11 protein-coding genes are annotated in these 13500 nt (G+C 49.3%); 2 read left to right on the forward strand and 9 right to left on the reverse strand.

Annotation, left to right across the window (positions count from 1 at the left end; translation table 11 throughout):
• Window positions 1–40: 40 nt before the first annotated feature.
• Complete coding sequence (locus C0033_RS05370) at window positions 41–757, forward strand: Crp/Fnr family transcriptional regulator (protein WP_103226856.1); 717 nt, start codon at window positions 41–43, stop codon at window positions 755–757.
• 47 nt (window positions 758–804) lie between these two features.
• On the opposite strand, the gene C0033_RS05375 is transcribed toward C0033_RS05370, so the two are convergent.
• A complete protein-coding gene (locus C0033_RS05375) occupies window positions 805–1440 on the reverse strand; it encodes a GNAT family N-acetyltransferase (RefSeq protein ID WP_103226857.1) in 636 nt (211 codons plus the stop codon).
• 5 nt (window positions 1441–1445) lie between these two features.
• Window positions 1446–3512 (reverse strand): M28 family peptidase, encoded by a 2067-nt coding sequence (locus C0033_RS05380; protein WP_347501038.1) that lies wholly within the window; start codon window positions 3510–3512, stop codon window positions 1446–1448.
• Window positions 3513–3739: 227 nt separating this feature from the next.
• Between C0033_RS05380 and C0033_RS05385 the strand changes: the two genes are divergently transcribed.
• Window positions 3740–4741: an NADH:flavin oxidoreductase gene (locus tag C0033_RS05385; RefSeq protein WP_103226858.1), complete on the forward strand. Its 1002-nt coding sequence runs from the start codon at window positions 3740–3742 to the stop codon at window positions 4739–4741.
• A 35-nt stretch (window positions 4742–4776) separates the two neighbouring features.
• Here the strand turns inward: C0033_RS05385 and C0033_RS05390 are convergent, their stop codons facing one another.
• From C0033_RS05390 to C0033_RS05420, 7 genes are all read right to left on the reverse strand, one after another.
• Entirely contained in the window at window positions 4777–6138 is a 1362-nt protein-coding gene (locus C0033_RS05390; RefSeq protein WP_103227036.1) for a sulfatase-like hydrolase/transferase, read from the reverse strand.
• A gap of 13 nt (window positions 6139–6151) precedes the next feature.
• Entirely contained in the window at window positions 6152–7216 is a 1065-nt protein-coding gene (locus tag C0033_RS05395; protein WP_180994578.1) for a LacI family DNA-binding transcriptional regulator, read from the reverse strand.
• A 73-nt stretch (window positions 7217–7289) separates the two neighbouring features.
• Window positions 7290–8822: a tripartite tricarboxylate transporter permease gene (locus tag C0033_RS05400; protein WP_103226860.1), complete on the reverse strand. Its 1533-nt coding sequence runs from the start codon at window positions 8820–8822 to the stop codon at window positions 7290–7292.
• A 15-nt stretch (window positions 8823–8837) separates the two neighbouring features.
• Window positions 8838–9302 carry a tripartite tricarboxylate transporter TctB family protein gene (locus tag C0033_RS05405; protein ID WP_103226861.1) on the reverse strand — a complete coding sequence of 155 codons (465 nt, stop codon included), beginning with the start codon at window positions 9300–9302 and terminating at the stop codon, window positions 8838–8840.
• A 32-nt stretch (window positions 9303–9334) separates the two neighbouring features.
• A complete protein-coding gene (locus tag C0033_RS05410) occupies window positions 9335–10423 on the reverse strand; it encodes a tripartite tricarboxylate transporter substrate-binding protein (protein WP_180994579.1) in 1089 nt (362 codons plus the stop codon).
• Window positions 10424–10442: 19 nt separating this feature from the next.
• Window positions 10443–11924 carry a sulfatase-like hydrolase/transferase gene (locus C0033_RS05415; RefSeq protein ID WP_103226863.1) on the reverse strand — a complete coding sequence of 494 codons (1482 nt, stop codon included), beginning with the start codon at window positions 11922–11924 and terminating at the stop codon, window positions 10443–10445.
• Window positions 11925–12390: 466 nt separating this feature from the next.
• A complete protein-coding gene (locus tag C0033_RS05420) occupies window positions 12391–13491 on the reverse strand; it encodes an N-acetylmuramoyl-L-alanine amidase family protein (RefSeq protein WP_103226864.1) in 1101 nt (366 codons plus the stop codon).
• Between the last annotated feature and the right edge of the window lie 9 nt (window positions 13492–13500).

Raw genomic sequence — 13500 nt, forward strand, 5'->3', positions numbered from 1 at the left:
CACGTGTCCTCTTTTTCAAATTATAGAAAGGAACCGGATCATGAACCTTTCGGATACCATCGCCCGGCAGCTGAACAGTGAACAGCTGGACTTTTTACATAAATTCTTCCGTAACTGCCCGGACAGCTTTATTTCCAATTTAATTTATAAAAAACTCAGGAAAAACCACACGTTAATCAATGCCGGAGACTCCTGTTCCTATGTCTATATTCTGTTAGACGGCAGGCTGCAGGCCATTGAAGAATATGTAACGGATGAGCCATACCGTTTCACGGAGATTCCCGCAATCGACATCGTGGGGGATTACGAATTATTCCAGCAGATTTCCCGCAGGATGGTCACCCTGACCGCTATAGAAAATTCGTCATTTATCATTATGCCCTCCAACGCGTACTTTTCCTGGATTCAAAATGACGCCAACGCCTTATTTATCAGAACCCAAAAGCTGATCAGCCGGACTTCCGAACAGAATCAGTTTGAACGGCAGAATTTCTTTCTGGATAATAAAACGCGTCTCATCCATTTTTTATTCACGGAATGCAGCCGGACAAGCCCACCAAAGGCCCCCTGTACCGTGGCGTATACAAGGCTTCAGATCGCGCAGAAGCTGGGATGTTCCGTGAGAACCATTAACCGGAGCGTTCTTTCGTTAAAGGAAGACGGCATCGTAACCATGAACCATGGTAAAATTCAGATCAATGAAGACCAGTATCTGATGATTCAGGAATATCTGCATCAGAATATGCGGATGCTGTAGGAAGCCGGCAGCGGCTTCCTAAAACAGGCCCTTTGCTCAGGCCATCCTCACTGAACCTCCCGAATCATGCAGTACTGCTTTAAATCAAAGCCTTTCTGCACGATTCCGAACACTTTGAATCCGAAATGCTTATAAAAGGCCACATTTTTCTCATTATGCGTCTCCAACGATATCATGAGACGGTGTTTTACGGCATATTCGATGGTTTCGTCCATCAGTTTTGTCGAGATTCCGTGGTGCTGCATGGCCGGTTCTACCGCCAGATAGATAATATGCAGGCGCTCTTCCTGATGGAGCTGGTCGGTCCACCTGGAATTTAAATAATCCTTACCTTTTAAAAAGTTCCAGAATGTCTTAAAGGAAGGGTCTTCTTTAATCAGGTACTCATCCGTTTTAAGAGCTGCCATCATCTCCGTCAGATAATATTGAAACGGATTGTAGGGCTCCGATTCATCCGATATGATCAGCGCCCCGTTAAGTTTTGGAGAGTCCGCGAAGATCTCACAGGTTGCGAACATCTCCTCCACATCACACTGGAATAATTCAGGCATCAGCCTTTTTCTTGTTTCCTCATCGGGTATCAGACTGCGGTAAAGCGGATCATTGGCAAAGCTGCGCGTCAAAAGCAGCTCCAAACGCTCAAGATCACTTTTTTCTACCCGGTATAGATTCTGGCTTTCCATAACGATTACATGTCCTTTGCTTTTTCAATCATTTGTATCAGGTTTTCAATTTCATGGATCAGGTAACGGATATCATCCTGATAGCAGGCTTTCTGGTTAGCTTCCACCTGTTTCAGATAGTCATATTCCCGACTTAAATCCGCATCTTTCACGTTCAGCCTGCGTTTCAGCCCCTGAACCAGCTGAAACATATTTTCGTGATGGACTATCCGGCCTGCGCCCCACTGAAGGCGTTCCGGCGGCTGTTCCAGCACATATTCGGTAAAATAGCGGTACACCTTTTCTTCAAATAAAAACGCATACCGGTTGTTGTCAATGCCATATATGGCCTCTAATGCGCCTCGGACATCCCTTTTCTCCAGACATTCCAGGGCCAGGGCCACATAGGTTAAATTGTTCTGAACCGCCTCATGAGGAAACAAAACCTCGTCATGCCAGTTGAGGCGGACAAAAGAATCCTGTTCTTTCTTAAAAATCCGCATCAGCCAATCATACAGTCCGGCATTGTCACGGCGGATTTCTTCCGCCTTCCCGCTCTCTCCTGCCTGCACCGCCCGGGCGTAAATTCCGTTAATCGTTTCAATCTTTCGGTACAGTTCTTCCGCCGCCTGTTCCGCACAGTCCAGAAGTTCAAAAAGCCGTTCCTCAAACGCTCCCGTCTTTCTGCACCATTCCAGGTCCACACTCTGCCTGACCGCTTTTAAAAGGCAGGAAAAATCCAACGGAGGAAGCGCGGTCCGGTCCAGACATAACGCCATCATGCCATACAGGTAATGGTGAAACCGGTATACATTTTCCTGATAGAAGTTTTCATTGTCAAACTGGGAATGGTAATGGGTTTCCATAAAGGAGCCGGAGCTGAAATCATTAACAACGGACGGTATCCCCGCTATGGCCATGGAAAAATCATCTGACCACGTCTGAATGGGGCTCACCACCTCAATTCCTTCCGGATACGCCTGAACGTCTGTTTTCACGGTCTTTAAAAATTCTTCCATAAACGTCCGGTATTCGTAGATGCAGCGCACCGCGTCCTTTTTATCATGGGCGTGGGCGGGCAGTTCAAAATTCAGATTGGCCTTAATCGTTCCTCTCCACTCCGGCCTGGCATGAAATACCTGCTGATAGGCTCCGGTTGACCAGTCGTATTTGCTGTTGACAATTCCCCACTCCTCTGCCGCCATAGCGCAGAAGATTAAAGTCGTCTCCGGACGGTAACCGCTGATCAGGATGGCCTTGGCTATCCCCAGCATCATGGCAACCGCCGCGTTGTCATCCTGAAATCCGCTGAAATACGAATCGTAATGGGCGGTCAAAAGAATGCCGTGTTCTCTGTCCCGTCCGGGAATGCTTCCGCAGATATTGTAGGATACCCGGTTCTCCCGCACATGGGATTTGGCGTCAAAAAGTACGTCCGCCTCCCCCTTTTCTCCCATAATCCGTTTTAACACGTCAGCGTCCGCCCTGGACATGGAAAATGCCGGGGCGTCCTTGGGGCCTGCAATATCCTGGGCATTTAAAGCGGTATCATGGATTTCCCCGTATCCGCCTTCCTGAACGGCAATCAAAGCAGCAGCTCCCTTTAAATGGGCCTGATAGACAGGAAAGTTGATCCACCATTCATCCCTTTGGTTGATATCCACCAGAACCAGCTTCCCTTTTACATCAATATTCTCATAATCGGCAAATGTTCCTTTTCCGAGGGATACCACCTTATAACTGCAGAATCCGTCCGTACAAAATTCCGTCTGGTAAGCCCCCAGCTGGAACGTAAATTCCCCGCCTTCCGGACTCACCACCCGCATAACCGCCTTTTCAAATTCCCAGGAATCCAGGGTTATCCGGTCTTTATGTACATCTTCCAGACCGATCTGCTGCATTTCCTTAAAAATCATCTCCCCGGTCAGAAATTCGGCCTGGGACCCGGCCGTCCGGTATCCCAAAACAGGATTTGTTTTATACTCCTCCATCCGTTTGGCGAACCGGTAGGAATAATCCATGTCGACAGCGGATTCATATGCTTCCCGGATGTCCATGTAATCGCCCTCTTTCTCATCTCTTAATACCTGCACAGTATAACACCATAAAATCCGTTTTACAAGATAAATGCTATCGGAATCTGACCGGACGGAAGAGGCCTGAAAGGCAGTAAACACTGGTGTTTTCCACTTACCTTTACGTTAGTATCTTACTTAAAAGTGCATTCTTGCTATTCCCATCCGGTTGTGTCATACTTAATAAGTTAGATAAAAAACTCAGCGCAATTCAGGAATGATTACCAGGAACAGGAGTGAATCTTATGAAATATTTAAACCAACCGATTACAATCAACCATTTAACTCTAAACAACCGGCTCGTGATGCCGCCCATGGCCACAGCCAAATCCACACCGGAGGGCAAATTCAGCGAAGCTCTCGGAGAATATTATAAAGACAGGGCCAAGGGCGGTTATATCGGCCTGATCATAACCGAACACAGCTACATATCCCAGCAGGGGAAGGCCAGCAATGGACAGCTTTCCATCGCCTGCGACAGCGATATCGAGGGATTAGCCAAGCTGGTGAAAGCCGCTCAGACGGATGGAACGAAAGTGATGGCGCAGATCAATCATGCCGGAAGCGCCGCATCAGCAGATATCACCGGCCTTGAACCGGCCGCCCCAAGCTCGGTAAAGCATCCCCGTTCAGCCAATGCGGACAGCGCCCCGCCCCAGGAACTGAGCGAAGCAGAGATCGCACAAATTGTACAGCAGTTTGCAAACGCCGCACTCAGGGCAAAAAAAGCGGGATTTGACGGGGTGGAGATTCACGGCTCCCACGGCTATCTTCTGAACCAATTCTATTCCCCGCTAACCAATCACCGCACTGACCGCTACAGCGCCGCCAGTGTGGAAAACAGGGTGAGGATTCATTTAGAGGTGATCGCAGCGGTCCGAAAAGCCGTTGGCGATGATTATCCGGTGGCCCTGCGCTTTGGCGGCTGTGATTATACGGCCGGAGGAAGCACCATTGAAGACAGCAAAAAAGCCTGTTTGCTGTTTGAGCAAGCAGGCATTGATCTTTTGGATATTTCCGGCGGCATGTATGGCTATATGGTTTCCGATTGCAAAGAGCCCGGATATTTCCAGGATATGAGTTCTGCCATCAAACAGGCTGTTTCCGTTCCGGTCATCTTAACCGGCGGAATCCAGACCGCACAGGAAGCGGAACTGCTGCTGGAACGATCGGCCGCAGACTTAATCGGCGTCGGCCGGGCAATGCTTAAAAATGCCAGATGGGCCGAAGAAAATTTGACTTTCTGATATGTACCGGAGGAAAAGGGAACGGGGTTGAACCGTCAGAGAGAACGCAGAATCTCAGGAACCGGTTCTCCCGCCTTTTCCATCTGCCGGGCCAGCAAATCCGCCATTTGATCCCGTATCTCATCGTAATCTTTGTTTCCCACCAGATTGTTCAGTTCATAAGGATCTTTGGACAAATCATATAAAAAATCATCCACATAGACGCCGCTTCCCGCCTTCTCACCGCCGTTTATACCCGGTGCATAAACGCTGTACAGATAATCCTTTGTCCGCACACAGCGTCCGACGCGGCTTTCACTGATCTGGGCGAAGATCACATTTTCTCTTCCCTCTGTCTCCCCGTCCGCCACGAAGCGGAGATTTTCTCCTATCATCTCATCCCCTATACTGATTCCGGCCATGGACAGGAATGTTTTAGGAAGGCTGGCCGTGCTCACCAGTTCATGAACCCGTCTGCCGCCCTTAAATCCCGGCCCGGCAATTATCAGAGGAACATGCAGCGCCGATGAATGGCACGTGCGCTTATAATCGTCATAGCCGTTTAAATGCGCATCCCGATTGCGGGTCATAAAATGGCTGCCGTGGTCAGAGGCATAGACGATAACCGTATCCTCAAATAATCCTTTTTCTTTCAGTTTATCGACAATCCGTCCCAGATTCTCATCCAGGCTTTTACAGCAGCCCAGATAATCCGGGTACATCTGATCCGCATTCCCCTTTAATTCAGCCAGGTCTCCGGGCAGAACATAATCCGAAAAACGCGTTTTGGAACCGCGGGGCCCCTCATAACAGTTATGGTCATTCTGATGATGTGGCTCGATGTGGGAAACCGTTATAAAAAACGGACGTTCTCCTGTATATCCGTCCAGATATTCCAGGGCAAAATCCGTGATGCAGTCCACCCGGTATCCGGTAAATTCGCATTTATTCATGTTCTCATCGAACACATAGCCGTCATAGCCGTGGCTGGTAAACTCCAGCACATCGGCCGCGCGCCAGAACCCTTTATAGCCGCCCCTGCGCTCCAAAGGAACCGCAGTCACCGTATAATCCTCGTCAGGCGTTTTTTCCAGCTCACCGGTACTGGCGAGATGCCATTTTCCAATATAAGCGGTTTCATAACCGGCATCGTTAAGATAATCCGCCACCGTCTTTATCCCGGTCGGAAGCGCCAGATTATTGCGGAAACACCCGGTTTGTGTCGGATACTTTCCGGTCTGGAAAATGGCGCGGCAGGGCCCGCAGACAGGCTGGGGGCTGTATGCCTCTTCATAGACCACCCCGTCTGCCGCCAACGCGTCCAGATTGGGCGTCACCGGCAGCGGCTGTCCATAGACTCCGCAGGTATCCCACCGCTGCTGGTCCGTAAAGTAAAATATTATATTAGGCTTTTTCATAAAATCCTTTCCGTCAATGGTGCACATAGCTCTCATCGATCACGATATGAGCTTCCACTTCGCAGAATGGAGAAGGCGGTACATATCCGTTAAACAGCACGTCGAACATCAGCTTCATGGCCCTGTATCCCTGCTGGTACGGATTTTCCTCGATTGCGAAATCCACCAGACCGTCCATAACAAGTCCGGACAGTTCCGCCCCGGTTCCAAAGGAGCAGACCAACGGTTTTTTCTCCTTTTCAAAATGGCCGCAGATGCTTTCCAGCCCCTTTTTATCCATGGACTGCACGCAGAGGGCGTCCACTCCGCCTTCCCGTTCCAAAGCGTCCACGATCGACACGGCCAGGGCAGTGTTGTGATTCGTCTCGAAAACCCCGAGTATTTTCACATCCGGGCGGTGTTCCGTCACGGCGGAATTAAACCCTTCCGTCTTTCTCCGGTGCCCTAACACGTGCATGGAACCAGTGATAACGGCGATTCTGGCTTCCGGCGGAACCACCTTGCTTAAAAGGCTTCCCAACATCCTCCCCTCGTGGCGATGGTCGTGGCCAACGAAACAGAGGCGTTTTGAATTTACAATGTCCGAAGTACAGGTGATCACAGAAACCTTATTGTCCACAAGCCCGTCAATGGCGGCCTGAACGGCCGGGCTGTTCACAGGCTTTATCACAAGGCCGTTGACCCCGTCCCTTTTGGCCTTATCAAGCAGCAGAAGCTGCGCCCCTTCGTCCACGGTGTCCATGGGATAGTAGATTACGGAAACTCCGAAGCTTTCTATCTCCTCGCTTCCGGCTTCCACTCCCCGCCACACTTCTTCTGCGAAATAATTGAACTCCTTCGCATTAATAATCACTCCAACTTTCAGCGGATTCCGCTGTGCGACAAGCGCTTTTCCAATTATATTTGATTTATATCCAAGCTCCTCAGCTGCTTTCTGCACCTGAGCTTTCGTTTCCTCACTGACTCCGCTGCGGTTGTGCAGCACACGGTCCACCGTGCCAATGGAAACTCCTGAAACAGCGGCAATTGACTTCAGAGTCACCCTCATGGTATGAACCCGCCTTTCTAACTTATTCACTGACATAATATGTAATTGTTCAGTACTCTCACAATTACCATAATTTTACAATATTATGCGGGTCAAAGCAACATCAATCCTCCAGCGCAGTGGCCTCATCCTCACCTGTAACGGCAGCGCTGCTTTTCTTTAAACTCCGCGTCTTCTTAACCGAATAATAGGTGAAGAAGACCGTAATAAAGATAATCGCAACGCAAATCGGCCGTTTAAAGAAAATCAGCCATGATCCGCCCGATAATACCAGAGAATTTTTCAGGTTTCCTTCCAGCAGGGAACCCAGCACAATTCCCAGCACAAAGGGCGCTCCCGGAAATCCGATCTTCTGAAGCAGGTACATGACGATGCCGAAGAACATCAAAACATAAACATTAAATATGTTATTGGAAAAGGAATATGATCCCGCCACACAAAACAGCGCCAGCCCGGTGAACAAAACAGGCTGGGGCAGCCGGGAAATCTTCATAAAAAACCGAAGCAGATACTTTCCTTCCAGATACATGGCCACATTCGCCACGATCATGCCGATCATAATGGCATACATCAGGGCCGACTGGTTGCGAAACAGCATCGGTCCGGGCGTCAGCCCCTTCATGGTAAACGCCCCGATCAGCAGAGCCGCCACAACGCTTCCCGGAATGCCAAGGGTAAACAGCGGAATCAGGGAACATCCCGTAACGGCGTTATTGGCCGATTCCGGCGCCGCGATTCCTTCCAGTTCACCGGTGCCGAACTTGTCGCCGTTCTTGGACGCCCGCTTTCCTTCATTATAAGCCATAAATGCCGCGATTCCCGCTCCTGCTCCCGGAATCGCTCCGATTAACGAACCGATTCCCGTGGATTTCAGGATGATCGGCATACACGCCTTCTTTTCCTCTTTTGTAAGAACATCAGCTTTATCGATCTCTTCGTTATAAACAAAAACCTTCCGGTATCCCTTGCTGTAAATCTGGTTTAAGATATTCGGAAGCGCAAACACGCCCAAAAGTACGGGAAGCAGACCCAGCCCCTTCATGAGGTAGATATTGCCGAAACTGAAACGGGTGGCTCCGGAGGAAGCGTCCACTCCCACGCAGGCCATTAAAATTCCCAGACATCCCATAAAGATGCCCCGCATCATGCTGTTTCCGCTGACCCCGGCTATGATGGAAATTCCGAAAAGTGACAGGGCGAAATATTCCGGGGCCGCAAATTTCAGCACGAATCCCGAGATATAAGGCGCTGTAAAAAGCAGAAGAAAGGAACTGATCAGCCCTCCGATCACAGAAGCGAACAGACACATCTGCAGCGCTTTTCTGGGCCTGCCTTTCTGCGCCAGAGGGTGCCCGTCAAATACCGTGGCCATAGCCACATTGGTGCCTGGCGTGCCTATTAACACCGCAGTAATGGATCCTCCATAGGTGCCTCCGCAGTAGATTCCCAAAAGGAGCAGGATTCCCGGCAGAATATCCATGGAATAGGTGAGCGGCAGAAACAGAATAACCGCCAGATCCGTAGACAACCCCGGGATTGCCCCAAACACAATGCCGATAAAACTTCCGGTAAAAATCATCAGTATATTGACCAGTGTAAATACATCCGTCGTACCGTTCATAATTGATTCGATCATAACATCCCACCTCCTTTACAGAAAAATTGTAGGCAGGGGCACCCGCAGTCCATACTTAAACGCTACAAAGATCACAATCACCAGCAGTTCCGTATAGAGATAATGCCTCCAGTTTTTATCTTCCATCAGCCACATGGAAATGGCGGAAAAGACCAGGGACGCCAACAAAAACCCTGCATATTTCATCGTTATCATATAGGCGAGAAGCAGCGCAAAATAAATCAGCACATGGACTTCCCTTCCCAGTTCTATCTCAATCGTCTCGTCTTTTTTTAAGGCCAGGCTCAGAAATACCAGCCCTGCTCCGCAGAGCATCATGCCGTAAATGGCCAGTTTCGGAAGATAATCCGGCCCTACAGCCGATGTCACCGTATGTACTTTCGCCTTAATGCTGTAGGGCAGAATGATCCGGAACAGAACGCCTATTGCTATCGCGGCAATTCCTGAGGCCAGGTTCTTTTTTAGCACAATTCGTTTCATAGTCCCTCCTGATCTCAATTAACGGTTTCCTGTCAGCCTCCTATTTTATCAGCAAAGGCTGCGCAGTCATCAATCATGGAAGTTACACGCGCGGAAACTGCTTCTGTAGAAACATCCGGAAGCATTACAAAGCCTGCCTCAGTAAATTCAGCCTGAAATTCCGGATTGTCATATACCTTCTGCAGGGAAGAGGCCAGTTTCTCAACAACCGCTTCATCGGTTCCTGCCCGCAGCGAAAACCATGTGATTGTGGAATAAGATACATCGATGCCAAGATCCATTAAAGTCGGAACCTGATCGAATCCGTAAGCCGCATATCCGTTATACGCTTCCTGTCCATATACGGCCAGAGGAACGATGGAACCGTCTTCTACATACTGGGACGCCTGGTTGAGCGCACAGTAGCAGACTTCTGCCGAACCGTTCATCACGTTAACAAGAGCATCGCCAAAACCGTCGCCGTTTACGCTGTCCGATGCAAGGCCCATCTCCTCCATGACGATCTTGGAAACGAGGAAGGAATCATTGCCCACTCCGGCGCTTGCGAAACGGATTACTTTCCCCTGTGCATATTCTTTCAATTCGTCCACGGTTTTAATTCCCAGCTTTGCATCCACAAACAGCCCGTTTTCCACGCTGTCCAGCCCTGCAACCGTCACAAAATCATCCGCAGTGAATTCACAGTCATTGTATATAGGCGCAACCGCCAGATTGGAGGCCGCCATATACTGAATATTATTGGTATTGGGCTCCTCGGTCAGATATTCGGTACATGCCGTAATTCCTCCAGCTCCCGGCCTGTTTTCCACCACCACGTCCACGCCCAGTTCAGGGCCTAAGTACTTTGCCACCAGCCGGGCTTTTGTATCCAGATTGGCTCCGGCTTTTCCGGGAACGAAGATGGATACCGTGCCGGTAGGCCACTTCACGCTTTCTCCCATCGTCTCGGCGCTGGTTTCCGGCTGTGCCTGGCTTTGGGCGGTTTCCTTTGCTGCTTCCGTTGCTGCTTCCTTTGTTGTTTCTTTAGCCGGTGCCGCCGTTTCAGGAGCACTCTTACCTGCGCATGCCGTTAAAGATACCACCATCGCAGCTGCCACCACAAGACCTGTCAGTTTTTTCATAGTAAAACCCTCCTTCTTATTATGCATGCCCATATTGGACACTTCCTTTTGATTTTGATCTCAGCCGTTCCAAAAGTAGTGATTTCGCGGCTTCTGCCACGGCTTCGTCATAAGCTTCCTGTTTTGCCGCATTTATCTTCTCTTCCGGATCACCGGCCAAGTCCGTATATTCCTGTTCTCCGGTCTCGTACATGATGAATTTGCCTTCTTTTTTCACGATGGCATTCACATTGACATCGCAGTCATATCCGTTCCTGTACTCCACCATGCATGCATTTCTCACATCACATCCCTCATCTTCGATCTGCGGCAGCTGGGATATCCCGTCCACATAGGCGGGTATCTCAAAGCCCAAAAGATCCAGGATCGTGGGCGTTATATCCACGGAAGAAACCAATCCTTCCGACACCCTGGGCGAAATTCCGGGTATATGCATCAACAGCGGAGTATTGATCAGGCCTTCATACAGAAACGGCCCTTTCATCCAAAGCCCGTGATCTCCCAAAAGTTCCCCATGGTCCGCGCCTAAAATTACGATTGTATCATCCATCAGATTCTGTCTTTCCAGTTCGTCTAAGATCAGTCCCACATTCCGGTCAATGGCTTCGATCATCGCATAGGTATGGCGTGTTCTCTCCTTCGCCACCTGTTTTGGAATACCGTTCTCATATTTGCAGGCATTCACGCCTTTTCTGCTCCAGCTTCCCTGAAACTGCTGTTTAAAATGAGCCGGGCGCTGGTCTAAGTCCTCCGGTTCTCCTACCGGAGCTTTCACTTCCCTGTCTTTCCAACGCTCATAATCATCATAACAGGATGTAAACGGATGATGGGGATCGGGAAAGCTTGCGCATAAGAAAAACGGTTTCTCTCTGTCTCTTAGATTTCTCAGATAGTTTACGCTCCTATCGCCCACAAATGCGGAGGACGACAGCCCGGACGGCATATTGCGTATCCCGCATATCTCATCGCGGCTGTATACTTCTCCGCAGGGTGTCACTGTAAACATATCGTCTGTGCCGCCATGCTCCTTAAACCATCTGTAATAATGTGCTTTTGGCAGCGTATGCCCAATTGTCAGTTCCAAATAGTCGAATCCGAAATATCCCCCGCTGTATCCGTCCTCTTCCGGCACTTGCTCCCACCTGTCAACGCTTTCAAAACTTTTACCCGCCGATTCCTCACTATAGGGGTTGAAATGAATCTTTCCTATGCTGGCCGTCTGGTATCCCTGCCTGCGCAGCTCATGCATGATTGTACGGCCATCGTCCTGTTTTACAAGTCCGTTGGTATACACACCGTGATTGGAAGGAAACATTCCGGAAAACCAGGTCATGCGGTTGGGGCTGCAAATGGGATTTGCCACATAAGAATGCTCGAACCTTATGCTTTGAGCCGCAAGGCGGTCCATATTGGGAGTGTTGACACAGGTATTTCCATATGCACCGATGCAGTCCTTTCTGAACTGGTCTGCCAAAATTACAACTACGTTTTTACGATTCATGCACTCCTCTCCCTCTGTTCATTTTGTTTTTCGTTAACGTTAACGTTATTTTGTAATTTCAGAATATCATCTTTTCAGCACTATGTCAATATTTTTCTTTTTTTGTACTGTTTATTTGTATGTTTTTTATGTATAAATTAAATTATATTGATTTTTCCATCTTGTTTTCCGCTAGTTAACGTTAACGTACCGTTCTATTTTCCAACATATACGACAGCTGAGCAGAGGATAAGAAAGAATCCCGCAAGCGGGATTCTCCGCCTGCGGCGGGTCGCTTCAGCGACATTATACCTCACCGCCGCAGTGCGATCCTGCCCGGAGGGCTTTTTGTATCATAGGAGCACTTTCCTATGATACAAAAAAAGATCTCCTCCTCCATGTAATCGCTTAATATCCTTCAGCTAATACATGGAAGAGGGGATCTTTCTGTCATCCGCCCGTCTCAGTTCCGTTCAGAACCGGATTCTTACTGTCTTTCTCCTGTCCAGACGCCGTTGCGGTCCAGACGGTATCCATCCGGCGTAACGGTATTTGCCGCCATCTTTCCGTCCGGTTCCAGATAATACCACTTGCCGTTAATCTCCTGCCATCCGGTCTTCATGGCTCCGTTGTCTTTCAGATAATACCAGCAGTCTTTATAAGTGATCCAGCCTGTTTTCATGGCTCCTGAGCCATTGCAGTAATACCAGGTGCCCAGATCATTGACCCAGCCGGTTTTCATATCCCCGGCCGGACCGCAGTAATACCAGATTCCCTGATTGCTGATCCATCCAGTCTTCATCCGGCCTTCTTCATCCAGCCAGTACCATTTTCCGCCGGCCTGTATCCACTGGTTTTGGATTAAAGTTCCGTCAGGCCTTTCAAACAGCCAGGTATCCCCGCTCTTTTTCCAGCTTCCCGGCGTATCAAAATCCATACTGATGCTGCCACCGTCGTCATCGTCATCATCGTCATGGCTGCTGTAATGTTTGTCTTTTGAGCTTTCCGTCTCTTTCTCCGGTTTGGTTTCCGGTTCTTCCACGGATTCGTCGGTTTCAGGAATCTTCTCCTCCAAAACCATCTGATATTCCTCGATTCCGCCCAGTTCCGTGATCTTTCCCGCCGTATGGAAACGGTCTACGGTATCCCCTGAATCCTCTAAATACCGGATCACAACATCTTTGCCGCTGTCCACCCGGATCTTTCCAAGCTTCAGCGGGGAATGGCTGAGAACCGTTTCCCTCCCCGACACGTAAACCGACAAAATCTGATTCTCGTCATCGTAAATGGCGGTTTTTACCGGTATCTCCTTATTGCTTTTCAATCCGCTGTCAAACACCAGTTCCGCATCTCTGATGTCCTCTCCCTCCAGCTGAAACTTCACCTGGAAGGTTACCACATCTTCTAATTCCTCGCCGTCCTGAAGGCGCAGGGACACGGCCACCTCATTTTTCTTAGACGCCTTATTCCAGGTTACAAAGCTGTCGTCCTTGGCGTTGGCCGTCATGAGGAAGCCGGCGGCCATCACAACAACAGCCGCCCCCAGAAAGCAAAACCGTTTCTTCTTATTAATCCATTTCTTTATCATGTTTTCTGT

Source organism: Clostridium sp. chh4-2, assembly GCF_002899675.1.
Taxonomy (GTDB): domain Bacteria; phylum Bacillota; class Clostridia; order Lachnospirales; family Lachnospiraceae; genus CHH4-2.